This is a genomic window from Microbacterium sp. NPDC056569, from assembly GCF_042793475.1.
Lineage (GTDB): Bacteria > Actinomycetota > Actinomycetes > Actinomycetales > Microbacteriaceae > Microbacterium.
In genome coordinates, this window is record NZ_JBHTUV010000002.1 from 251,969 (window position 1) to 275,166 (window position 23,198).

At 71.0% G+C, this 23,198-nt stretch carries 17 protein-coding genes; 9 read left to right on the forward strand and 8 right to left on the reverse strand.

Annotation, left to right across the window (positions count from 1 at the left end):
- Positions 1 to 94 precede the first annotated feature (94 nt).
- The 5 genes from ACFQ7C_RS03525 to ACFQ7C_RS03545 form a co-directional block, all read right to left on the reverse strand.
- Positions 95 to 2,824, reverse strand: coding sequence for a glycosyl hydrolase 53 family protein (locus tag ACFQ7C_RS03525; RefSeq protein ID WP_378897977.1), 2,730 nt, complete (start codon positions 2,822 to 2,824; stop codon positions 95 to 97).
- 39 nt (positions 2,825 to 2,863) lie between these two features.
- On the reverse strand, positions 2,864 to 3,784 hold the full coding sequence (locus ACFQ7C_RS03530) for a sugar ABC transporter permease (RefSeq protein WP_378897980.1): 921 nt from the start codon (positions 3,782 to 3,784) through the stop codon (positions 2,864 to 2,866).
- On the reverse strand, positions 3,784 to 5,406 hold the full coding sequence (locus tag ACFQ7C_RS03535) for an ABC transporter permease subunit (protein ID WP_378897983.1): 1,623 nt from the start codon (positions 5,404 to 5,406) through the stop codon (positions 3,784 to 3,786). Before ACFQ7C_RS03535 ends, ACFQ7C_RS03530 begins: the two co-directional genes overlap by 1 nt.
- Positions 5,407 to 5,562: 156 nt before the next feature.
- Positions 5,563 to 6,792, reverse strand: a complete 1,230-nt coding sequence (locus ACFQ7C_RS03540; protein WP_378897986.1) for an extracellular solute-binding protein — start codon at positions 6,790 to 6,792, stop codon at positions 5,563 to 5,565.
- Between the two features lie 44 nt (positions 6,793 to 6,836).
- The gene (locus ACFQ7C_RS03545) at positions 6,837 to 8,855 is read right to left on the reverse strand and encodes a beta-galactosidase (protein WP_378897989.1); all 2,019 of its coding nucleotides are present in this window, start codon (positions 8,853 to 8,855) and stop codon (positions 6,837 to 6,839) included.
- A 198-nt stretch (positions 8,856 to 9,053) separates the two neighbouring features.
- Here ACFQ7C_RS03545 and ACFQ7C_RS03550 point away from each other — a divergent pair, with 198 nt between their 5' ends.
- From ACFQ7C_RS03550 to ACFQ7C_RS03565, 4 genes are all read left to right on the forward strand, one after another.
- Positions 9,054 to 10,070: a LacI family DNA-binding transcriptional regulator gene (locus ACFQ7C_RS03550; protein WP_378897992.1), complete on the forward strand. Its 1,017-nt coding sequence runs from the start codon at positions 9,054 to 9,056 to the stop codon at positions 10,068 to 10,070.
- Positions 10,071 to 10,171: 101 nt separating this feature from the next.
- Positions 10,172 to 11,752 (forward strand): methionine--tRNA ligase, encoded by a 1,581-nt coding sequence (gene metG / locus ACFQ7C_RS03555; protein WP_378897995.1) that lies wholly within the window; start codon positions 10,172 to 10,174, stop codon positions 11,750 to 11,752.
- Entirely contained in the window at positions 11,752 to 12,663 is a 912-nt protein-coding gene (locus ACFQ7C_RS03560) for a TatD family hydrolase (protein WP_378897998.1), read from the forward strand. Before metG ends, ACFQ7C_RS03560 begins: the two co-directional genes overlap by 1 nt.
- 19 nt (positions 12,664 to 12,682) lie before the next feature.
- Positions 12,683 to 13,204: an NUDIX domain-containing protein gene (locus ACFQ7C_RS03565; protein WP_378898002.1), complete on the forward strand. Its 522-nt coding sequence runs from the start codon at positions 12,683 to 12,685 to the stop codon at positions 13,202 to 13,204.
- Positions 13,205 to 13,216: 12 nt separating this feature from the next.
- On the opposite strand, the gene ACFQ7C_RS03570 is transcribed toward ACFQ7C_RS03565, so the two are convergent.
- Together ACFQ7C_RS03570 and ACFQ7C_RS03575 are read right to left on the reverse strand one after the other, a co-directional pair.
- Positions 13,217 to 14,521, reverse strand: a complete 1,305-nt coding sequence (locus ACFQ7C_RS03570; protein ID WP_378898004.1) for an MFS transporter — start codon at positions 14,519 to 14,521, stop codon at positions 13,217 to 13,219.
- Positions 14,522 to 14,607: 86 nt separating this feature from the next.
- Positions 14,608 to 16,071 carry a sugar porter family MFS transporter gene (locus tag ACFQ7C_RS03575; protein ID WP_378898007.1) on the reverse strand — a complete coding sequence of 488 codons (1,464 nt, stop codon included), beginning with the start codon at positions 16,069 to 16,071 and terminating at the stop codon, positions 14,608 to 14,610.
- A 93-nt stretch (positions 16,072 to 16,164) separates the two neighbouring features.
- Between ACFQ7C_RS03575 and rsmA the strand changes: the two genes are divergently transcribed.
- On the forward strand, positions 16,165 to 17,025 hold the full coding sequence (gene rsmA / locus ACFQ7C_RS03580) for a 16S rRNA (adenine(1518)-N(6)/adenine(1519)-N(6))-dimethyltransferase RsmA (RefSeq protein WP_378898009.1): 861 nt from the start codon (positions 16,165 to 16,167) through the stop codon (positions 17,023 to 17,025).
- A gap of 117 nt (positions 17,026 to 17,142) precedes the next feature.
- Positions 17,143 to 18,063, forward strand: coding sequence for a phosphodiesterase (locus ACFQ7C_RS03585; protein ID WP_378898012.1), 921 nt, complete (start codon positions 17,143 to 17,145; stop codon positions 18,061 to 18,063).
- On the opposite strand, the gene ACFQ7C_RS03590 is transcribed toward ACFQ7C_RS03585, so the two are convergent.
- Entirely contained in the window at positions 18,011 to 19,597 is a 1,587-nt protein-coding gene (locus ACFQ7C_RS03590) for a stealth conserved region 3 domain-containing protein (RefSeq protein ID WP_378898015.1), read from the reverse strand. The two genes, ACFQ7C_RS03585 and ACFQ7C_RS03590, sit on opposite strands and share 53 nt — an antisense overlap.
- 175 nt (positions 19,598 to 19,772) lie before the next feature.
- Between ACFQ7C_RS03590 and ACFQ7C_RS03595 the strand changes: the two genes are divergently transcribed.
- The 3 genes from ACFQ7C_RS03595 to ACFQ7C_RS03605 are packed head-to-tail and all read left to right on the forward strand — an operon-like array spanning position 19,773 to position 23,194.
- Positions 19,773 to 20,840: an aldo/keto reductase gene (locus ACFQ7C_RS03595; RefSeq protein WP_378898018.1), complete on the forward strand. Its 1,068-nt coding sequence runs from the start codon at positions 19,773 to 19,775 to the stop codon at positions 20,838 to 20,840.
- Positions 20,837 to 21,763 (forward strand): 4-(cytidine 5'-diphospho)-2-C-methyl-D-erythritol kinase, encoded by a 927-nt coding sequence (locus ACFQ7C_RS03600; RefSeq protein WP_378898021.1) that lies wholly within the window; start codon positions 20,837 to 20,839, stop codon positions 21,761 to 21,763. Before ACFQ7C_RS03595 ends, ACFQ7C_RS03600 begins: the two co-directional genes overlap by 4 nt.
- Before the next feature lie 60 nt (positions 21,764 to 21,823).
- On the forward strand, positions 21,824 to 23,194 hold the full coding sequence (locus ACFQ7C_RS03605) for a GNAT family N-acetyltransferase (protein WP_378898023.1): 1,371 nt from the start codon (positions 21,824 to 21,826) through the stop codon (positions 23,192 to 23,194).
- Positions 23,195 to 23,198 lie beyond the last annotated feature (4 nt).

Below are 23,198 nucleotides of genomic sequence, written 5' to 3' on the forward strand. Positions count from 1 at the left end.
CGCCGGCTTGAGCGAGAACATACCGGATGCCGGGGGTCGGCGCGACCCCCGGCATCCGTATCCGTCCGTGCGCTTTATCGGCGCGTGATCAGTCCTATTTGCGCACCGCGACCGCGAGGTCCTTGCTCGACGTCGCACCCGCGTCGTTCGCGAACTCGACGCGATAGGTGCGGGTTCCGCGGGCGGCCCCCGTGACGGCGAGCGTCGCGCGCTGCGCGCCGGGGGTCGCCGCGACGAGTGCGCCCTCGCCGACGAGGATCTCGCCTTCGTAGAAACGGTAGGTCGTCGCGTTGGTGCCCCACCACAGATCGGCGGTCAGTGTGTAGGTGCCGTCGCCGTCCTTGTTGTCGTGGCTCAGCACGGGCTTGCCCGGGTTCGCGTCCGTGACCGTGACGGTCACCGGCTGCAGCGCGGTCGTGCCCTGTGAGTTCACGAGCTCCCCGGTGTAGACGTAGACGCCGTTCTTCCTGCCCGTGACCGGGATCTCGGCCGACTGGGCGGCGACGCCGCCGTACCCGAGCGGCACGGTGGCGATGCGCTCGCCGTTCTCGAACACGCGCAGCTTCGTGCCGTTCTCGCCCCACCACAGGTTCATCCGCACGGTGTACGCGCCGTCCTGCAGGCCCGTGTCCCAGCCGTTGTCGTGCGACAGCACGCCGCGGCCCGGCTCTCGGGACGCGGCGTCGACCACGACGAGCCCGTCGGCGGCATCCGTCAGCGCGGCCGTAGCGCCGTCGACGGCGGTGCGGGACGGAGCATCCGCCGACAGCACGATGTGCGCCCGCTCGATCGCCGTCTGCAGCGCCGTCGCGGTCGTCGGCGTGTACGCGGACCGGTCGATCTGCTCCGCGGCGGCGAGGTCCGCGGCGAGGGCGGAGGTGTCGACGCCGGTCGGGGCAGCCCGCACCAGCTCGAGGTCGTCGATCGTGCCCCATGCGCCGCCGGCGAGCGTCGCGGTCACGGTCACCGTCACGCTGCCACCCGCGGCCACGTCGATCGGTGCGGTCGCCGGCATCGACCAGTTGCGCCAGCCGTCCATCGAGAACGGGACGGATGCCTCGGCGGACCCGCTCGAGACGCTCAGGCGCACGCTGCTCGCGGCATCCTCTCCGTCGCCCTGCAGTGCGGCGCGCGCGACGTACGATCCGGCGGGAACGCCCTCCACGCGCTGCGACAGCGTGAAGGAGTAGGAACCCGCGGCCCAGAAGTGCGCGGACCGCTCGCCGGAGTGCGGGTCGTCCCACGCGCCGACCGTGAGCGCCGCGCCCGTCTTCGTCCAGGGGCTGTTGTCGCCCTCGAACCCAGGGCTGCGGAGCAGATTCCTCTGCGCGACGACGACCGTCGCGGCCGCCGCGAGACCCGACGACGTGACGCCCGCGATCGAATAGGTGCCGGGGCCGTCGATCCACTCGGCGGCGTCCGACCACGTGACCTCCTGCACCTCCGACGAACCGTCGTTGTACGACACCGTGACGGTGGCGGGCAGTGTCACCGCGTCGCCCTCGGCGACGGTGAGGTGCACGGGCGCGACCCCCGTGACCTCGCGCGGCGCGACGGCGCCGGTGCGGGCGTACGCGAACACGTTGAGCGACTCCAGCGGCGTGCCGTCGTGCGCGAACAGCGCCTGGTTGTCCCACGCCGAACCGCCGTACCACTGGCCGGCGTCATGCGGGTCGTACTCGCCGGCGAAGCTCGAGGCCCAGCCGGAGCCGTGGGCCTCCCACAGCGCCTTGTTCGCGTCGAGCGCCGAGGGCGGGCCCACCGGCAGCCACGCGGGCTCCCAGTAGAAGACGCCGATGCCGGCGGGCCCGACGTTCGCGACCGCCTGGATGACGTCGCGCACCGCGGTCGCCTGTCCCTGCACACTCACCGGGTACTGCGTCGCCTCCGACGGGAGGTCGATGACGTTGCCGTGCCCGTCGCCGTCCTCGAGGGTGTACGCCCACGAGGTCTCGGCGACCATGACCTTCTTGCCGTGCGTGTCGGCGACGTTCTTCAGCACCGACGTGAGGTTCGACAGCGTGCCGTGCCAGAAGGGGTAGTAGCTCGAGGCGAAGACGTCGTAGTCGACGCTGCGCGAAGCGAGGTTCGCGGCATACCCGGCGTAGCGCCCGCTCGTCTCGGGGTTGGTGAAGTGGACCGCGACCAGCGCGTCCGGGAAGACGGCGCGCACCGCCGCAGAGCCGGCGGAGAAGATCTGAGCCATGCCGTCCCAGCCGCTCACTCCCGCGACGGCGTTGTTGGTCTCGTTGCCGACCTGCACCGTGCGCACGTCGACGCCCGCGGTCTCGAGCTCCTGGAGGGCGTCGGTGGTGAAGTCCTTCACAGCGACCGCCTTCTGCGCGACCGTCATCGACGCCCAGGCCTTGGGAGCCTGCTGCTTCGCGGGGTCGGCCCAGAAGTCGGAGTAGTGGAAGTCGACGAGCACGCCGAGTCCGGCATCCGTCGCCCGCTTTCCGATCTCGACGGCGTGCGCCACGTCGTTGTCGCCGCCGCCGTAGCCGTTTCCGGCCGTGTCGAACGGGTCGTTCCACACGCGCACGCGCACGTCGGTGATGCCGGCGTCCGAGAGCACGTCGAACAGGTCGGCGGGCTGCCCGGCGGCGTCGCGGAAGACGACGCCCGACTCCTCGAGCGCGATCGCCGACGACACGTCGACGCCGCTGAGGAAGTCCGCGGGAAGGTTCTCGACCTTCGGCACGGTGATGCCGGCGTCCGCCGGGCCGTCGGCGGCCGCGGCGGGTGCCGCCGCGAGCGCGGTGGTGACGAGGGCGAGGGATGCCGCGACCGCCGCGAGGCGCGCGGGTCGGGGATGGTGGGACACGGTGTTCTCCGATCGACGTTGATCAAGGGGCGGGCGGGATCAGCCCTTGACGGACCCCGCGGTGAGGCCGCCGACGATGTAGCGCTGCAGCGACAGGAACAGGACGAGCACCGGGATCGCGGCGATCACGGCGCCCGCCGCGAACAGACCCCAATTGGAGGCGAGCTGGTTCGACACCCACTGGTACATGCCCACCGCGAGGGTCCAGTTGTCCTCAGAGACGAGGACGATCTTGGCGATGATGTAGTCGCCGAACGCGGCGATGAAGGCCAGCAGGGCGACGACCGCGAGGATCGGCGTGACCAGGGGGAAGATGAGCCGCCAGAAGATCTGGGCGTGCGAGGCGCCGTCGATCTTGGCGGACTCGTCGATCTCGATCGGCACGGTGTTGAAGAACCCGTACATGAGGAACGTGTTCACGCCGAGCGCTCCGCCCAGGTACACGCAGATGAGCGCGATCTTGGAGTTGAGGCCCAGCGCCGGCACGACCTCGCCGAGGCCGAGCAGCATCAGGAAGATCGCGACGAAGGCGAGCGCCTGCGGGAACATCTGGATGATGAGCAGGCCGGTGAGCCCGGCGCGGCGGCCCGAGAACCGGAAGCGCGAGAACGCGTACGCGGCGGCGGCGCCCATCAGCACCGCACCGACCGACGCGATGCCGCCGATCAGCAGGGTGTTGCCCGCCCAGATCCAGAAGCTCGTCTCGCCGAGGGCGGCGTAGTTCGACAGGTCGATGACGCTGAACAGCGCGTTGCTGGCGGCGAGGGTGCCGTTCGGGTTGAGCGACGCCGACAGCACGTACACCAGCGGGAAGATCGCGTAGAAGATCACCACGACGGCGAGCAGGTACTTCCAGCCGACCTCGAGCAGCCAGCGGCGGCGGCGCGCCGAGCGGCGGTCGTCGGGAGCACCGGCGGTGCGGGTGGTCGATCCAGCGGCGACATCGGTGGCGGTGGACATCACTGGAACTCCTCGAGCTTGCGGGTCTGACGGAACGCGATCGCGGAGATGCCGCCGACGACGGCGAACACGAGGATCGACAGCGCGCTGGCGAGGCCGTAGTCCGCGGCACCGCCCGACACTCCGGAGATGTCGTAGATGGCGGAGATCAGGATGTCGGTGGCACCGAGCGCGTACGGGGCTCCGGGGATCGCGGGCCCGCCGTTGTTGAACATGTAGATGACGGTGAAGTTGTTGAAGCTGAACGCGAACGACGAGATCAGCAGCGGCGCGGTGGCGACCAGCACCAGCGGCAGGATGATCGAGCGCAGCTGCCGGGAGCGGCCCGCGCCGTCGAGGGACGCCGCCTCGAGGGTGTCCTGGGGGAGCGCCTGCAGCGCGCCGGTGCACACGAGGAAGTAGTACGGGTACGTGAGCCACAGGTTGACCCACACCACCGCCGCGCGGGCGAGCCACGGGTCGCCCAGCCAGTTGATGTTCGCGCCGAAGAAGAACAGGTCGTTGATGACGCCGAACTCGGCGTTGAACATGCCGCGGAACAGCAGCGCCGACATGAACGCCGGGAAGGCGTACGGGAGGATGTACAGCGTCCGCAGGAACCGCCGGCCCTTCAGCCGGGCGTCGTTGTAGATGAGCGCGAGCAGCAGGCCGAGGGCGAACGGCAGCACCACGGACAGCGTGGCGAACACGAACGTCCACACCGTGACCGACAGCAGCGTCTGCGCGAGCGCGGGGTCGGTGAACAGGCGGAAGAAGTTCTCGAAGCCGACGTTGACGTACCAGCCGGTGGGGAGCGCGGAGCCGTCCTCGGCGACGAACGAACCCTTGTCGTTCGCGGCGTAGACGGTGCCGGTCGTGGTGTCGGTGATGGTCTGGGCCTCGGCATCCCAGACCAGCGTCGATTCGTAGACGGCGCCCGAAGAGCCGTCGCGCGTGCGGATCGAGCCGTCGTTGGGATCCTCCGACACGGGCACGCGCAGGCTCGCGATCTGCTCCTGCAGGGCGGCGTCCGTGATGACGGTGGCGCGGGGCACGACCTCCCAACCGGGGACGTCGGACGGAGCCCCGCCGCTGCCGACCGCTGCGTCGGCGGCCTCCTCGAGCGGCTGCTCGGCCGAGCCGACGAGCACGTCGCCGTTCTCGTCGACGATCGCGAAGCCGAGTTCGCCGACGCGCTCCACGACGGAGAGCGGATAGGTGGGGGAGTCCTCGACGCGGCGCTCGCCCTGGACGAGCGCCGCCTCGACGGCCTGCTCCTGGGTGCCGGCGTGGCCGGTGCCGTAGTTCGTGAAGGCGATGTAGGCCGTGTAGCCGAAGATGAAGACCTGGAAGACGAGCAGGAACACCAGGCCCGGCAGCAGGTACTTGAGCGGCAGGGCGCGCTTGGTGAAGTAGACGATGTCGGCGGCGAGCAGCAGCACGAGCGTCGCCGAGAACACGACCCAGGACTCGACGCGGAACGCGCTCAGCAGGGTCATCACGCCGAAGGCGTTGACGAGGGCCATCAGGGCGAGCTTCGCGAGGAAGCCCCAGCCGAGGCCGCGCCAGCGGCGGGCATGCGATTCGCGCGGGGGCGGTGTCTCCGCCGGCGCCTGGGGGAGGGTGGGTGCGTCCACCGTCATGCGTCTGCTCCTGTCACGGGGCCTCATCGCCGGGCGTGAGGGGATCGATGGGTCGATCGGGGAAGGTGTTGGGATCCGGGAGGCGGGGAGAGGCACTCACCCGCCTCCCGGAGCATGTCGGCCACCGTGGCGGTGACCGGGTTCACGCGGCCGGGATCAGCCCTCGACCGCGGCCTGGACGTCGGCGACCATGGTGTTCCACGTCGACACGGGGTCGGCGCCGCTGATGATCTGCGACTGCGCGGCGTTCCACAGGTCCCACACCGAGCCCATCTCGGGGATGCTCGGCATCGGGACGCCGTTCTGCGCCGACGCGAGGAAGCCCGCGATGATCGGGTCGGACGAGACCTCGGCAGCCAGGGTCGACCACGCGGGGATGCGGGGGTCGGCCTCGTAGAGGGCGCGCTGCGCGTCCTCGGTGCCGAGGTAGTTGACGAGGAACTCCTGCGCGAGCAGCGCGTTCTTCGACTGCGAGCTGAGGTAGAAGCCCTGCACGCCCACGAACGGAGCGGCCGTCTCGCCGCCCGCCGACGGGATCGGGTTCACCGCGATGTTCGCGACGTCGGTGTAGGCGCTGATCGCCCACGGGCCCTGGATCGTGTACGGCGCCTTGCCGCTGTTGAACAGCTCGTTGTTGATGTCGTAGTCGACCGTCGTCGAGATGTAGCCGGTGCCGGCGGTGCCGTTCGCTCCGAGCCACGTCGCGAAGGCCTCGCCCGTCGCTCCGCCCATGCCCACCTCGGTGGTGTAGGAGCCCGACGCGTCCTGCACGAAGACGGGGGCGCCGAACGACGTCTGGAAGCCGTACATCGTGTAGCCGTCGCCCGTCTCGCCGGCGGTGTTGATGACGAACGGACGCTCGGCGCCCGACGCCAGGCCCTTCTGGATCATCTCGTCCCACGTGGCCGGGGCCTCGGCGCCGACGAGGTCGACGTTCTGCACGAGCGCGATGGTCTCGAGCGAGTAGGGGAGGGCGTAGAGCTGACCGTCGTAGGTCATGGCCTCGAGGGCGACGGGCTCGAACTCCGACGCCTTGTCGCCGAGGTCGATCGTGTCGACGACGCCTGCGGCGACCAGGGCGCCCAGCCAGTCGTGCGCGCCGACGGTGATGTCGGGACCCTCGCCGGTCGGCACCTGCGCGATGAAGTCGTTGCGGAGGTCCTCGAAGTTCTTCTTGACGATCTCGACGGTGGCGCCGGTCTCCTCCTCGAAGGCCTTCGCCGCGTCCTTGACGGCCGTCTGGCGCTCCTCGTCGGTCCAGATGACGAGCTCGGCGCTGCTGTCGGCCGCGTCGTCGCCGGTGTCGGACGAGCCTCCGCCGGCGCAGCCGGCGAGGACGACCGCTGCCGTGAGCGCCAGCGCTCCGAGTGCGATCTGCTTTCGCATGGTTTCCCTTTCGGTGATGTGGTGTGTTGCAGGGTCCGGGTGGATCAGGGGGTGCGCGGCGTGCGGACGACCGCGACGCCGCCGGCGGGCACGACGAGCTCGCCGGCGACATCGGCGCCGGTGATCAGCTCGACGCCCGACGCCGCGAGCGTCGCGTCGTCGTCGCGGTGGTTGACGGCGATCGCGTAGTCCGCGTCGTCGCCCCGGCGCACCACGACCTCGAGGCCCTCGGGGTGGTTCGACGCGGAGACGCCCGCGTCGGCGTACACGTCGGACATGACGGTCCGCAGGGCCGCAGCATCCAATCGGGTGCTGATGTACCAGCCGTGCCCGGTGCCGTGCGCGTGACGGGTGACCGCCGCCTTGCCGGCGCCGGGGCCGTCGACGTAGGTCGCCTTCACTTCGGCGCCGCGGAGCACGAGGTCCTCCTGCCAGGCGTCGGCGACGAGGACGCCCGGGGCCGAGCCCTCCCACCGGACGGCCTGGCGGGCGCCCTCGCGCAGGGGCAGGAACTCGTCGACCGTGACGCCCAGCGCGTCGCGCAGCGGAGCGACGAAGCCGCCCGGATGCACGGCGTCGTTCTCGTCGACGATGGCGGAGAAGAACGAGACGACCAGCGTTCCGCCGGCCTCGACGTAACGCGTGAGGTTCGCGGCGTCGGCGGCGCTCAGGAGGTACTGCGCGGGGGCGACCACGAGCCGATAGCCCGAGAGGTCCTGTCCGGGCAGCGCGAAGTCGACCGTGATGCCGTCGCGCCACAGCGGCTCGTAGAACGCGCGGATCTGCTCGGCGTGCGTCACGTCGACCGACGGGCGCCACTCGAGATCCTGCGCCCAGAACGACTCGAAGTCCCAGAGGATCGCCACGTCGGCGGCGACGCGCGAGCCGCGCACCTCGTCGAGCCGCCCGAGCGCGCCGCCGAGCTCGACCACCTCGCGCCACACGCGGGACGAAGTGCCGGCGTGGGGGATCATCGCGGAGTGGAACTTCTCGGCGCCCGAGCGCGAGGCGCGCCACTGGAAGAAGAGGATCGCATCCGCGCCGCGCGCGAGGTGCGCGAGCGAGTTGCGGGCCATCTCGCCGGGGCGCTTGGCGACGTTGCGCGGCTGCCAGTTGACGGCCGACGTCGAATGCTCCATGAGGATCCAGGGCTTCCCGCCGCCGACCGAGCGGGAGAGGTCGGCGGCGATCGCGAGCCCGATCTCGCCCTCGGGGTCGGCCGCCCACAGGTAGTGGTCGTCCGACACGATGTCGACCTCGCGGGCCCAGGCCCAGAGGTCCGTCGTCCAGCTCTGGTTGGCCATGAAGTTCGTGGTGACGGGCTGCGAGGCGTGGGCGCGGATCGCGTCGCGCTCGGCGACGAAGCACGCGCGCAGCTGGTGGTCGGTGAAGCGGACGAAGTCGAGGCGCTGCGCCGGGTTCACGACGGAGGGCGCGGCTGCGGGGGCGCCGATGTGATCCCACTCGCCGTACCGCTGGCCCCAGAACGTCGTTCCCCACGCGGCGTTGAGGGCGTCGAGCGTGCCGTACTTCTCGCGCAGCCACTCGCGGAAGGCGCGCACCGACTGCTCGGAGTAGTCTTCGCCGACCGGCACGCCGTACTCGTTGTGGACGTGCCACATGACGACCGCGGGGTGCGAGCCGTAGCGCTCCGCCAGCGCGGAGGCGATGCGCACGATCGCCTCGCGGTACGCCGTCGAGGCGTGCGAGGCCATGCCGCGCGCGCCGAAGCCCATCGTGACGCCGTCCCGTGTGACGACGCGCGCGTCGGGGTGGTCGGCGAAGAACCACGCGGGGGGAGAAGCGGTGGGGGTGCCCAGGTCGGCCGAGATGCCGTTCTCGTGCAGCAGATCGAGCAGCTCGTCGAGCCAAGAGAAGTCGAAGACGCCCTCGCTCGTCTCGATGAGCGCCCACGCGAAGATGCCGACGCTGACGAGGTTGACCCCGGCCTCGCGCATGAGCGCGACGTCTTCGCGCCACACCTCCCGGGGCCACTGCTCGGGGGTGTAGTCGCCGCCATAGGCGATTCCCCGGATCTCGGGCCAGCGGTCGGGCGAGGTCATGGACGCTCCATCGGGTCGGTGCAGGGTCGTGCTGCAGTGCGGTGTCGGTCACGTCGGCGACTGTGACCGGTCACAGTCTTACCCGGACCACCGCCGCGGCACGGGCTCGGCCGGGAACCGTTACCGAACTGTGACCGGTCACAGTCCTGATCGTGTCGGCGCGCGTTCCCTGCCGTGACGGGGGTAGAGTCGCTCGTCGTGGAGGAGACGACGTCCGTGAGGCGCAAGCCGACCATCCGCGATGTCGCGGCGGTGGCAGGCGTTTCGCGCGGCACCGTGTCGCGCGTCATCAACGGCGGCCACTGGGTCTCGCCCGATGCGCGGGAGGCCGTCGAGGAGGCGATCCGCCGCACCGGGTACACGGCGAATCACGCCGCGCGCAGCCTGGCCACCGGGCGCGCGGGATCCCTCGCGTTCCTGCTGACCGAGCCCCAGCACCTGCTCTTCCAGGACCCGACGTTCGCGCTGCTGCTGCGCGGTGCCGCCGAGGCTCTCGCGCAGCGCTCGATGACCCTCGTGCTGCTGGTCGCCGGCACCCCGGCGGAGCGGGCCAATGTCGCCAGCTTCGTGAGCGCGGGCCACGTCGACGGCGTGCTCCTCATCTCGTCGCACGAGTCCGACCCGCTCGTCGACCAGCTGCTCGAGGCCGGCGTGCCCACCGTGTGCTGCGGCATCCCGCTCGGTCACGAATCCCAGGTGCCGACGGTATCGGTCGACGAGATCGGCTCGGCGCGCGAGATGACCCGGTATCTGCGCGGGCGCGGTCACCGGCGGATCGCGATGATCGCCGGACCCCACGACACGCCGGGAGGCAAGTTCCGCCTCGTCGGGTTCGAGCAGGAGATGGGCGACGAGTTCGATCCGCTACTCGTCGAGGAGGGCGACTACAGCCAGGAGTCCGGCGCGGTCGCGATGGCGCGCCTGCTCGAGCGCACCCGCGACATCGACGCGGTCTTCGCCGCGAGCGACCTGATGGCCGCCGGTGCGATCGCGACCCTGCGCAAGGCCGGGCTGCGCGTGCCGGAGGACATCGCGGTGGCGGGGTTCGACGACTCGGGTTTCGCCGCCACGCACGAGCCCGCCCTCACCACGATGCGCCAGCCGTGGCAGCGCATCAGCGACGGCATGGTCTCGCTGCTGATCGAGGTCATCGGCGGCGCACGTCCCGGGCCGGTCACGCTCCCGACGACGCTCGTGGTCCGCGACAGCGCGTGACGGACACGCCCGAGTGTTACATTCGGGCACCTCGCCGCCGGCGGACGGAGGCGTCCGGTCACAGCGGCGGGCGGGGCATCCGTGCTGGCTAGACTCGTCGGGTGACTTCCGGCCCCTCGTCCTTCTACATCACGACGCCGATCTACTATCCGAGCGACGTGCCCCACATCGGCCACGGCTACACCACCGTGGCGGTCGACACCCTCGCGCGCTGGCACCGCCAGGCGGGCGACGACACCTGGATGCTGACGGGCACCGACGAGCACGGCCAGAAGATGATGCGGGCCGCATCGGCGAACGGCGTGACGCCGCAGGAGTGGGTCGACAAGCTGGTCGCCGAGGCGTGGTTCCCGCTGCTCGACACGCTCGACGTCGCCAACGACGACTTCATCCGCACGACGCAGCAGCGCCACGAAGAGCGCGTGCAGCAGTTCGTGCAGGCCATCTACGACCGTGGCTACATCTACGCCGGCGAGTACGAGGCGCTCTACTGCGTGGGGTGCGAGGAGTTCAAGCCCGAGTCCGAGATCGTCGACGGCACCGGCGCGTTCGAGGGTCTCAAGGTCTGCGCGATCCACTCGAAGCCGCTGGAGCTCCTGCAGGAGAAGAACTACTTCTTCAAGCTCAGCGAGTTCCAGGACAAGCTCCTCGAGCTCTACTCGTCCGTCCCCGATTTCGTGCGTCCCGAGTCGGCGCGCAACGAGGTCGTGTCGTTCGTGAAGAACGGTCTCAAGGACCTGTCGATCTCGCGCTCGGCGTTCGACTGGGGCATCCCGCTCCCGTGGGACGAGTCGCACGTCATCTACGTGTGGGTCGACGCGCTCCTCAACTACGCCACCGCGATCGGCTACGGCACCGACCCCGAGGAGTTCGCGCGCCGCTGGCCCGCGTACCACATCGTCGGCAAGGACATCCTCCGCTTCCACGCCGTCATCTGGCCGGCGATGCTGATGGCCGCGGGGCTCGAGGTGCCGCGCGGCGTGTTCGCGCACGGCTGGCTGCTCGTCGGCGGCGAGAAGATGTCGAAGTCGAAGCTCACCGGCATCGCGCCGACCGAGATCACCGACGTCTTCGGGTCGGATGCGTACCGCTTCTACTTCCTGTCGGCGATCGCCTTCGGCCAGGACGGCTCGTTCTCGTGGGAGGACCTCTCGGCCCGCTACCAGGCCGAGCTCGCCAACGGCTTCGGCAACCTCGCGTCGCGCACGACCGCGATGATCGAGCGGTACTTCGAGGGGATCGTGCCTCCCGCGGGCGCGTACACCGAGGCCGACCTGCACATCCAGAAGACGGTGGCGGATGCTGCCGCCCACGCCGACGCCGCGATCGAGCGGTTCCGCATCGACGAGGCGATCCACGCGATCTGGACCATCGTCGACGCGCTGAACCTGTACATCACCGAGAACGAGCCGTGGGCGCTGGCCAAGGACGACGCGCAGCATGAGCGTCTCGGCACGGTGCTCTACACCGCGGCCGAGGGCCTGCGGGCCCTCGCGGTGCTGCTGTCGCCGGTGATGCCGGTCTCGACCGAGAAGCTGTGGATCGCGCTCGGCGCGGCCGAGTCGATCGGGCGCCTGCAGGATCAGCCGATCCGCGAAGCGGGGGCGTGGGGCGTGCTGAACCCCGGCACCAGCGTCAACGGCCTCGCGCCGCTCTTCCCGCGCGTCGAGCAGTCGGTCTGATGGCGACACCTCCGGTCCCGTACCCCGAGGCGGGGTCAGACCCGTCGCAATACGTGCGCACCCGCGAGAAGGGGTCGCGTGACGTCACGTACCCGGCGGCGCCCGAGCCTCTCGCGGTGCCGGTGTACGACAACCACGCCCACCTCGAGATCGAGGACGGCGTCGGTCTGTCGCTCGACGAGCAGCTCGCACGCGCGGGCGCGGTGGGGGTGGCCGGCGTCGTGCAGGCCGGCGGCGACATCGACTCGAGCCGCTGGTCGGCGTGGGCGGCAGCATCCCATCCTCGCGTGCTCGCCGCGGTGGCGATCCACCCCAACGAGGCACCGGCGTACCAGGCAGCCGGGCGCCTCGACGAGGCGATCGCGGTGATCGACGAGCTCGCCGCGCAGCCGCGGGTGCGCGCGATCGGCGAGACCGGCCTGGACTTCTTCCGCACCGACGAGGACGGCAGGCCCGCCCAGTTCGAGAGCTTCGAGGCGCACATCGCGCTCGCGAAGAAGCACGCGATCGCGATGCAGATCCACGATCGCGACGCGCACGACGCCGTGCTCGAGACCCTCGAGCGCGTGGGCGCCCCCGAACGCACGGTGTTCCACTGCTTCTCCGGCGACGCCGACATGGCGCGGATCGCGGGGGAGCGCGGGTACTACCTCTCGTTCGCCGGCAACGTGACGTTCAACAACGCCCAGAACCTCCGCGACGCGCTCGCGGTGATCCCGCGCGAGCGCATCCTGGTGGAGACGGATGCCCCGTTCCTCACGCCGACCCCGCACCGCGGTCGCCCCAACGCGCCGTACCTGATCCCGGTGACGGTGCGGTACATGGCCGCAGAGCTCGGCGTGGATCTCGACGAGCTGTGCGCGCGGATCGCGGCGAACACGCTCGAGGTCTACGGGGCGTTCGAGGGCTGAGCGGACTCGGGAGGCAGCGGTGGACGACGAGCTGTGGGACCTGCGGGATGCCGCGGGCGCACCCATCGGCCGGACCCACCGCCGTGGCGATCCGACGTTCCCCGAGGGGCTCTTCCACATCGTGGCGTCGGTGTGCGTCGTTCGCGGCGACGGGCTCGTGCTGCTCACGCGGCGTGCCCAGGGCAAGGACTGGGGCCTCACCTGGGAGTTCCCCGCGGGGAGCGCCCTGACCGGTGAGACGAGCGAGCAGGCGGCCGTGCGCGAGCTGCACGAGGAGACCGGCGTGCGGGTGCGGACCACGGACCTCCGGCTCGTCGGCCGCCTCACGGAGCGGACCGCGCTGTTCGACGTGTACGTCGCGCAGGTGGCCGGCGACCCCGTCCTCGCCCTCGACCCGGCGGAGGTGTGCGACAGCGCATGGGTGCCTCTCGCCGAAGCGATGCGTCGCGGCGACGCCGGCGAGATGGCGGGCCCGTGGACTCCCCGCCTGACGCAGCTCGGAGCGCGCCTCGCCGAACTCGCGAGCGCGCAGTCCCTCTAGGGTTCCGCCGGCTCAGTCGATCAGCGGGAGCCCGCCCGCGCCGGGCTCTTCTTCGTCTGCGACCTGCTCCGCTTCGCCCTGGTCGAGCACCGGCTTCGCGGCCGCGATGTGCGAGATCGAGCGCCACACCAGCAGCAGCGTGATGAGCGAGCCGCCGAAGGCGAACCACCACGGCGCGGTGAGTCCCCACACCTGGGCGAGGATGCCGCCGATGAACTGCCCGATCACGAGGCCGCCGAAGACGCCGACCATGTTCACCGAGGCGATGCGGCCCTGCAGCTCCATCGGCACGAGGCGCTGGCGCACGGTCGTCGAGATCGTGCCCCACACGAACGCGTACAGTCCGAAGCCGAACATGATGACGAACGCGACGGCGGGGGAGGTGGTGAGCGCGAAGGAGAGGTGCATGAGCACTTCGAGCGACAGGCACACCCGCATGAGCGTCGCGAACGACAGATGCTTCTCGAGCCAGCCGAAGCTGAAGATCGCGATGATGCCGCCGAGCGCGGCCGCGGTCGTCAATGCGCCGTAGCCGACGGGCCCCATGCCGAGGTGCTCCGTGGCGTACAGCACGAGCACGCCCCAGGGCGCCGCCCAGGTGACGTTGAAGACCAGGATGATGATGACGAGCGTGCGCACCGGTGCGTTGTGACGCAGCCAGCGCAGTCCCTCGCGGATGGCGTGCGCCTTCGTGCCGCGGGCCGACTCCGGGTGTTCGGGGACGGGCGTGCGGGCGATGCGGGAGATGAGCAGCACGGCCAGCGACACGCACAGCACCTGCAGCAGGAACGGCCAGAACGACCCGACCGCGAACAGGAAGGCGCCCAGCGGCGGGCCGGCGAGCTGGTTCGCGACGAGATAGCCGGCCTGCATGCGCGCATTGCCGATGCCGAGGTCGGCCGGCTTCACCAGCATCGGCAGCAGCGTGCTGCCGGCCGAATCGGCGAAGACCTCCGCCGTGCCGTACAGGAAGGCCGTCGCCAGCACGAGCCACACGGTCGCCTGCCCGGTGACGAGGAACACCACGAGCACGGCCACGATCACCGCGCGTGCGCCGTTGGCCAGCATCACCAGGCGGCGCCGGTCGTGGTGGTCGGCGACGGCGCCTGCGACCAGGCCGAACAGCAGCCAGGGAAGGAACTGCATCATGGCGCCCGCGGCCACGAGGACCGGTGACGACGTCAGCGAGGCGATCAGCAGCGGGGCCGCGGCGAGAGCGATGCCGTCGCCGAGGTTGCTCGTCCACGACGACGCGAGCAGCCACCGGAAATCGGTTCCGAGGCGCCGTGGGGCGATCAGTTCGCCGAGCGAGGGCATCCCGCCATCCTAGAACGGCGGCGGCCAGGCGACAGCCGGAGGACGAGACCCTGGAGTCCCCGGCGTCGCGTCCGCACACCGTCGTCTCACCGGGCGGCGGGCGCGTCCTTCGGATGGACGAACAGGGTCTCGGTCTGCTCGATGTCCATGCCCTTGGTCTCGGGCACGCGCCACGCGACGTAGATGAACGACAGTGCCGCGAACACGGCGTAAATGCCGTACGTGAGCGGCAGCGACCACGCCGACATCGCCGGGAACGAGATCGTGATGAGGAAGTTGGCGATCCACTGCGCGCCGGCGGCGACGCCGAGCGCCTTGCCGCGGATGCGGCTCGGGAAGATCTCGCCGAGGAGCACCCACACCAGCGGTCCCCACGACGCGCCGAACCCGACGACGAACACGTTCGCCGCGATCAGCGCGATGGGGCCCCACGGTGCGGGCAGCACGACCGCACCCTCGGCATCCGTCGTGGAGAACAGGAACGAGACGGCCATCAGCCCGAGCGACAGCGTCATCATGACGGACCCGGTGAGCAGGATCGGCTTCCGTCCGACACGGTCCACCAGGAAGATCGCGATCAGCGTCACGAGCACGTTCGTGATCGAGGTCACGACGCTGATCGTGAAGGAGTCGCTCTCGTCGAACCCGACCGACTGCCAGAGGCTCGTCGAGTAGTAGAAGATCACGTTGATGCCGACGAACTGCTGGAACACCGACAGGATGATGCCGACCCACACGATGCGCTGAAGCCCGAGCACCGGTCCGCGGATCGAGACGCCGGCGTTCTTCCGGTCGGTCTCGATCGCGTTCTGCAGCTCGCGGATCGTCTGGTCGAGGTCGGCGGGGGGCATCAGGCGCGCGAAGATCGCGCGGGCCTCGTCCGTACGGCCCTTCGCCAGCAGGTAGCGCGGCGACTCGGGCACCGTGAACGACAGGATGCCGTAAACCGCCGAGGGGATCACCCCGACCAGGAACATCCACCGCCACGCCTCGAGCCCGAACCACAGCACGTTGTCGGCGCTGCCCGCGGCGTTCGCCAGCAGCGCGTCCGACAGGAGCGCGGCGAAGATGCCGATCGTGATCGCGAGCTGCTGCAGCGACGCGAGTCCGCCGCGGATCTGACGCGGCGCGATCTCGGCGATGTAGGCCGGGGCGACGACCGACGCGATGCCGATGCCGAGACCGCCCACGACGCGCCAGAGGGCGAGGTCCCAGGCCGAGAACGCGAGGCCGGCTCCGATCGAGCTGACGAAGAACATGATGGCCCCGAGGAACATCACCCGGAGGCGCCCCCACCGGTCCGACAGGTTGCCGGCGATGATCGCGCCCACCGCGCAGCCGAGCAGCGCGATCGCCACGACGAACCCGGTGATGACGTCGTTGAGCCCGAAGTCCTTCGAGATCGAGTCGACCGCGCCGTTGATGACGGAGGAGTCGAAGCCGAACAGGAAACCGCCCACGGCGGCGGCGACGGAGAGGCCGATCGCTCGTCGCCCGTAGGGACTGCGGAGGGAGAACGCGTCTGCGGGGATCGAGCCGGTCGAGTTCATGCTGGTCACGCTAGCGTTCGGTCGCGGCGAGCACGAGGGCATCGGCGGCTCGTCGGCGGATGCACCGCATCGGCGCTCGGTACAGTGGTGCGCATGCCCGTGACACTCCTCGGTGCGGCCGAGATCCGCGCGCTGGCCGCCGAACTCGACGTGACGCCGACCAAGAAGCTCGGGCAGAACTTCGTCGTCGACGCCAACACCGTCCGCAAGATCGTGCACGTCGCAGAGGTCCAGCCCGGCGACCGCGTGGTCGAGGTGGGGCCGGGTCTCGGATCGCTCACCCTCGCCATCCTCGAGGCCGGGGCATCCGTCACCGCGGTGGAGATCGACCACCGGCTGGCCGAGCGGCTGCCCGCCACCGCGGCCGCACACGGCGTCGCAGACGGGGCGCTCACCGTCGTCGACGCCGACGCGCTGCGCGTCACGGAGTTGCCGGGTGAGCCGACCGTGCTCGTCGCGAACCTGCCGTACAACGTCAGCGTGCCGGTGCTGCTGCACTTCCTCGAGCACTTCCCGGGTCTCGAGCGCGGCGTCGTGATGGTGCAGGCCGAGGTGGGGGAGCGTCTCGCCGCGCCGCCCGGATCGAAGGTGTACGGCGCACCGAGCGTCAAGGCCGCGTGGTACGGGCCGTGGCGCCTGGCGGGCACGGTGTCGCGTCAGGTCTTCTGGCCGGTCCCGAACGTCGACAGCGTGCTGGTCGGGTTCCACCGAGCCGCCGAGCCCCGCGGCGATGAGGAGCTCCGCGCGCGCACGTTCGCGATCGTGGATGCCGCGTTCCAACAGCGGCGAAAGATGCTCCGGCAGGCGACGGCCGGTGTGCTCGGCGGATCGGCGGCGGCAGCATCCGTGATTCTGGAGCGCGCGGGGGTCGCGCCCACCGCGCGCGGCGAGGACCTCTCGATCGATGACTACGTACGCATCGCGGAGGCCGCGGGACACATCCCCGAAAGCTGATTTTCAGCGGATCTTCACCGCGCCGTCGGGGAACGCACGAAACATGCCGGTAACATTCGAGCGTCCGCCGTCCGGTTACACGGCACCTCGCCTCGCGGCGGACCGGAGTGACCCGACATGCGCACCGCCGAGTACCCGGCCCCTGAACGCACCCTGCTGCACCTGAGCGACACGCACCTGCGAGCGCCCGCGACGCCGCGACTCTTCGATGCGGTCGACGGTGCGGCTCAGCTCGCTGCGACGATCGGCGTGATCGAGTCGAGCGGCATCCGCCCCGACGCGATCGTCGTCACCGGCGACCTCGCCGACCTCGGCGAGCCCGGCGCCTACGCCGCGCTGCGCGCGCTCGTCGAGCCGTTCGCCGAGCGCATCGGCACACGCGTGCTCTGGGTGATGGGCAACCACGACGAGCGCGGGGCGTTCCGCGCGGGCCTGTACGACGAGGCCTCTGACGCGCGCCCCGTCGACCGCGTCGACGAGCTCGACGGCCTGCGCGTGATCACGCTCGACACGAGTGTGCCCGGCCACCACCACGGCGAGCTGCGCGACGACCAGCTCGCGTGGCTCGCCGACGAGCTGGCCACGCCCGCGCCGCTGGGCACGATCCTGGCGATGCACCACCCGCCCGTGCCGAGCGTGCTTCCCCTCGCCGCGACGGTCGAGCTGCGTGAGCAGCGCCGTCTCGCGGCGGTGCTGCGCGGCACCGACGTGCGGGCGATCATCGCCGGCCACCTCCACTACTCGACGTTCGCGACGTTCGCCGGCATCCCGGTGTCGGTGGCGTCGTCGACCTGCTACGCGCAGGACCTCACGGTGCCCGTCGGGGGCACGCGTCCTCAGGACGGCGCGCAGGCGTTCAACCTCGTGCACGTGTACGACGACACCGTCGTGCACTCCGTCGTGCCCGTCGACGCCCCCCGCACGCTCGAGCACATCGACGCCGAAGAGGCGCGACGCCGGCTCCTGGCGGCCGGCATCGCGCCGCTCACCGCCGCACGGAAGGATGCGCCGACCGCGCCGATCGCCGTGCTTCGCTGAGCTCGTCGCGCTCCCACGGCGCACGCACCGGGAACATGCGCTCCAGCGCGCTGCGGATCGCCTGCACGCGCAGCTCCTCCGGCACCTCGGAATCGCCGCCGTCGTTCAGGCAGAACATGTCGACGTCTGCGCGCTCGGTGAGCCGCTCCATGCGCCTCAGACCGGCGGCGAGCGTCGTCTGCACGTAGCTCACGCGCGGCGCGCGGGTGGCGACCGCGCGCCCGGTGAGCAGCGCGTAGTAGTGGTAGAGGCTGTTGGTCACCGAGATGTCGGTCGCGGAGCGGAAACGGGATGCCGCAGTCCGGGCGAAGTCGTCGGCGAAGGCCTCCTCCAGCTCCGCCATGACGCTGCGGCGCAGCGGCGCGGCGCAGTGGTCGAGGTCGCGGACGATCGTGCGGCCGAACCGCTCCTTCAGGAGCGTGCGGTTCACGCGCAGGCCGTTGTCGTGGCCGCTGCGCTGCAGGGCGGGTTCGCCGGCGCCGATGCGCACCTCGCACTCCACGAACTTCGTGACGCCGGCCGGGGTGAAGAACATCTCCGGCTCGAGCGGGCGCCCGAAGAACATGTCGTCGTTCGAGTAGAGGAAGTGCTCGGCGAGGCCCGGTATGCGGTGCAGCTGGGCCTCGACCGCGTGGGAGTTGTGTGTCGGCAGCACCGAGGGATCGGCGAAGAACTCCTCGCTGCGCACGATCGTCACCTTCGGGTGGTCGAGCAGCCAGGCCGGCGCGGGGGAGTCCGTCGCGATGAAGATGCGACGCACCCAGGGTGCGTACATGTGGACGCTGCGCAGCGCGTAGCGCAGCTCATCGACGTGGCGGTAGCGCGCCGGCCCGTCGTCACCCTCTCCGACGACGTACTCGGCGAGCTGCGCGGCACGCTGACGCTGGAAGTCGCTCGACGATCCGTCGACCCACGAGAACACGATGTCGATGTCGTCGGTGACCTCCAGCGGGTGCGCGTCGAACATGCCCGCGATCGTGCGCCACGCGCGTCCGTGGCGCTCCACGGTGGCGTACGCGACGTCCTCGGTCGCCGTGCGCCGGCGCAGCAGGGCGTTGTCGCGCGGAGCCTCGACGACGTCGTCGGCGAAGCTCCAGAACTCGAGCGGCACGCCGAGCGCCGGTCCGTACCGCAGCGCTCCCGACGGCGTCACCCGCGGACGGTAGAGGCGCACCACCGAGGGCGTGTCGGCGACCGCCGGCGCATCGCACGCGAGGATGGGCGGGCGTCCCTTCGCCTTCACATACAGCGGCTCGCGCGTGCAGACGGCGGCGAGGGCGGCGTGCGCGGCCGCACGATCGCGGACGTCGACGACGAGCGCGGGCACCGTGTGGTCGTGGCGGATGAGCAGGGTCTCCAGGCCCGCCTCGGCGAGCGTCGATGCGACGAGGAGCAGATCGGCCTCGCGGGCTTCGTGCGGGGCGAGGTCGTCGTGGACGAGATGGAGGATGCCGCGGTCGACGACCACGTCGCCCCGCTCGATCAGCACGCTCCAGGGGTCCGTCGCGCGCGGCAGTGCGGACAGCAGGGTCATGCGGTCCTCCTTTCGTCGGGCGGGCGGCGCTCCGGTGCGAGCGTGCTTCCCGTGTCGCCACGATAAGGAGCGTCCGTTACGACGACGTTTCGGACGTAGACCCTTGACACCGGGCACGCCGATATGCCGTGTCGCGCCTCCTGCGCGCGTGGGCCGACCTCGCTAGCCTGGACCGGTGACCGAAGACGCGCGCTACCTGTCCCGTGGAGGAGACCTCCACCGCCCCTACACCGCCGCCGCCGACCGCTACGACGGCGCGGACTACCGCCGGGTCGGCACGTCCGGGCTCACGCTGCCGCCCGTGTCGCTCGGACTCTGGTGGAACTTCGGCGACAACATCCCGTTCGACAACCAGCGGGCGCTGCTGCGCCACGCGTTCGACCGCGGCATCACCCACTTCGACCTGGCGAACAACTACGGCCCGCCGTACGGCACGGCCGAGACGAACTTCGGCCGCATGATGCGGGAGGACTTCGCGCCGTACCGCGACGAGCTCATCATCTCGTCGAAGGCGGGCTACGACATGTGGCACGGGCCGTACGGCAACGGCGGGTCGCGCAAATACCTCATCTCCAGCGCCGAGCAGTCCCTGAAGCGCATGAGCGTCGACTACGTCGACATCTTCTACTCGCACCGCGTCGACCCCGACGTCCCCGTCGAAGAGACGGTGGGAGCGCTCGACACCCTGGTGCGGCAGGGCAAGGCCCTCTACGTCGGCATCTCGTCCTACAGCGCCGAGCGCACGGCGGTGGCGGCATCCGTCGCCCGCTCGCTCGGCACCCCGCTCGTGATCCACCAGCCGGCCTACTCGATCCTGAACCGCTGGGTCGAGGACGGGCTGACCGGAGTGCTCAAGCAGGAGGGCATGGGGGCGATCGCGTTCACGCCTCTCGCGCAGGGTCTGCTCACCGACAAGTACCTCGCCGACGGCTCGGCCGAGCGCGCGCAGCAGCGCGGCTCGCTGCCGAACGGCTCGCTGAGCGAGAAGGGCGTGTCGACGCTGCGCTCGCTGGACGTCATCGCGAAGGAGCGCGGACAGACGCTCGCGCAGATGGCGATCCAGTGGGTGCTGCGCGACCCGGTGGTCGCGTCCGCGCTCATCGGCGCGTCGCGTCCGGCGCAGCTCGACGAGAACCTCAAGGCGCTCGAGGGTCCCGCCTTCACCATGGAGGAGCAGGAGCGCATCGACGCGCTGTCGGACGGCATCGACGTGGACCTCTGGGCGGAATCGGCGAACCGGTGAGCCAGGCTCTCGCCGCCTCCGGCGTCCGGGTGCGGGCGCCGGGCAAGCTCAACCTCTTCTTCGAGGTCGGCGGCGTGCACGACGACGGCTACCACGACGTCGCGTCGGCGTACCAGGCAGTGTCGCTGTACGAGGACGTGTGGGCCTCGCCCTCCGACGAGTTCACGGTGTCGATCTCGGGCACGGTCGACGTGACGGGGGTCCCTGCCGACGACCGCAACCTCGCGGTGCGCGCTGCGCGCCTCGTGGCGCAGCGCGTCGGGCACGCCGGCGGCGTGCACCTCGACATCGTCAAGCACGTGCCGGTCGCCGGCGGCATGGGGGGCGGATCGGCGGATGCTGCAGCCGCCCTCGTCGCGTGCGACGCGCTGTGGGGGGCCGAGCTCGGCACGGCCGAGCTGCACAAGCTCGCCGCGCGGCTCGGCGCCGACGTGCCGTTCGCTCTCATGGGCGGGACGGCGGTCGGCACCGGGCGAGGAGACGAGCTGAGCCCCGCTCTCGCGAAGGGTCGCTTCGACTGGGTCGTCGTGCCGTCGGACGCCGGCCTGTCCACCCCGGACGTGTACGGGCACCTCGACGAGCTGCGCGCGCGGCCCGACATCATCGCCGGCGCGCGCGTGCCCGCCGTCGCGCCCGGCGTGCTGCAGGCGCTCAGGGCGGGCGATCCCATCGCGCTCGCCGAGCACACGCGCAACGACCTCCAGGTCGCCGCGCTGTCGCTGCGGCCAGAACTGCGAGACGTGCTCGAGCTCGGCGAGGAGTCCGGTGCCCTGGCGGGGATGGTGTCGGGGTCGGGCCCTACGCTGGCGTTCCTCACCGTCGACCCCGAGTCGGCGCTCGAACTGCAGATCACGTTGTCCGCCGCCGGTTACGAGGCGCTCCACGTGCACGGACCGGTGGCGGGCGCCCGCGTGATCACCTGATTCGGCCTCGCCGGCCGCAGACCCACCTGAGCCCGTTCGCGGGTACGGAGAGGAAGACCCATGAGCACGCTCGACAAGACACACGGCCGCGTCGGCGAGACCGAACGCGCGTCCTTCCGCGCCGGCCCCGTCGACGAGGAGTCCGCCGACCGGCTCGCGGCGAACGGGCTCGACTACCGCCGGCTGGCCGTCGACGGCGACGAGTACGTCGGCTGGCTGCAGTCCGTCGCCCGCGGCTTCCAGGACGGCGAGCGCTCCGGCGAGCAGATCGCGGCGTCCCGCGAGCGCAGCGGCTACCGCCGGCTCACCGGCGTCTTCGACCCCGAGTCGCCGATGGACGCACCCGTGGCCACCATCGCCTCATGGCTCGGGGAGCTCACGGTGCCAGGCGAGGCGATGATCCCGTCCTGCGCGATCTCGGCGGTCACGGTGGCCCCCACGCACCGCCGCAGGGGTGTCGCGCGGGCGATGCTCGAGGGTGAGCTGCGCGCCGCCCACGCGGCCGGCATCCCGATGGCGATGCTCACGGTGAGCGAGTCGCCGCTCTACGGCCGCTACGGTTTCGCTCCGGCGGCAGCCGGTGCGTCGTGGCAGATCGAGACGAAGCGGGCGGGCTGGATCGGTCCGCAGCCGGCCGGGAGGATCGACTTCGTCAGCCGCGAGCGCGTGCGCGAGCTGCTTCCGGCGCTGCACAACCGCGTGCGCCACCGCCGGGCCGGCGAGATCGACGTGCCCCACAGCCACTGGGACGGATTCGCCGGCACGAACCCGGCCGCCGAGAAGACGGGCGAGAAGCGGGCGGTGCAGTACACCGATGCGGCCGGCGATGTCCGCGGCGCGGCGGTGTACGCGGTGCGCGAGAACCACGACGACTTCACCAAGGCGACCGTCAGCGTGCACTACCTGCTGGCCGAGACGGACGACGCGTACGCGGCGCTGTGGCGGTTCCTTCTCGAGCTCGACCTCGTCGGCGAGGTGCATGCCGGCGAGCTGTCGGTCGACGAGCCGCTGCTGTGGATGATCGCCGACCAGCGTGCCGCCAAGATCACCGTGCGCGACCACCAGTACGTGCGGATCCTCGATGTGGTCGCCTGCCTCGAGACGCGCCGCTACGGCGGCCCCGGAGCGCTGGTGCTCGATGTCTCCGATCCGCTCGGCATCGCCGCGGGGCGCTACCTGCTCGAGGTCGACGAGTCCGGTGCCGGGCGCGTGCGCAGCCTCGGCGGCGAGACGGTCGACGCCGTGACGGTGACGCTCGGCGTGACCGAGCTGTCGGCCACGTACCTGGGTGGCGTGTCGCTCGCGACCCTGGCGGCCGCCGGGCGTGTGACGGTGACGGACACCGCGGCCGAGGCATCCGTGACCGCGCTCGCCATGGCGACCCGCGTGCTCGGCTGGCACACGGCGCCGCGCCTGAGCATCTGGTACTGAGTCC

Coding starts and splice junctions, on each gene's coding strand:
- ACFQ7C_RS03530 (WP_378897980.1), bottom strand. CDS start 3,784: ATGTCCACCGCCACCGATGTCGCCGCTGGATCGACCACCCGCACCGCC.
- ACFQ7C_RS03535 (WP_378897983.1), bottom strand. CDS start 5,406: ATGACGGTGGACGCACCCACCCTCCCCCAGGCGCCGGCGGAGACACCG.
- ACFQ7C_RS03540 (WP_378897986.1), bottom strand. CDS start 6,792: ATGCGAAAGCAGATCGCACTCGGAGCGCTGGCGCTCACGGCAGCGGTC.
- ACFQ7C_RS03545 (WP_378897989.1), bottom strand. CDS start 8,855: ATGACCTCGCCCGACCGCTGGCCCGAGATCCGGGGAATCGCCTATGGC.
- ACFQ7C_RS03560 (WP_378897998.1), top strand. CDS start 11,752: ATGGCGACACCTCCGGTCCCGTACCCCGAGGCGGGGTCAGACCCGTCG.
- ACFQ7C_RS03570 (WP_378898004.1), bottom strand. CDS start 14,521: ATGCCCTCGCTCGGCGAACTGATCGCCCCACGGCGCCTCGGAACCGAT.
- ACFQ7C_RS03575 (WP_378898007.1), bottom strand. CDS start 16,071: ATGAACTCGACCGGCTCGATCCCCGCAGACGCGTTCTCCCTCCGCAGT.
- rsmA (WP_378898009.1), top strand. CDS start 16,165: ATGCCCGTGACACTCCTCGGTGCGGCCGAGATCCGCGCGCTGGCCGCC.
- ACFQ7C_RS03585 (WP_378898012.1), top strand. CDS start 17,143: ATGCGCACCGCCGAGTACCCGGCCCCTGAACGCACCCTGCTGCACCTG.
- ACFQ7C_RS03590 (WP_378898015.1), bottom strand. CDS start 19,597: ATGACCCTGCTGTCCGCACTGCCGCGCGCGACGGACCCCTGGAGCGTG.
- ACFQ7C_RS03605 (WP_378898023.1), top strand. CDS start 21,824: ATGAGCACGCTCGACAAGACACACGGCCGCGTCGGCGAGACCGAACGC.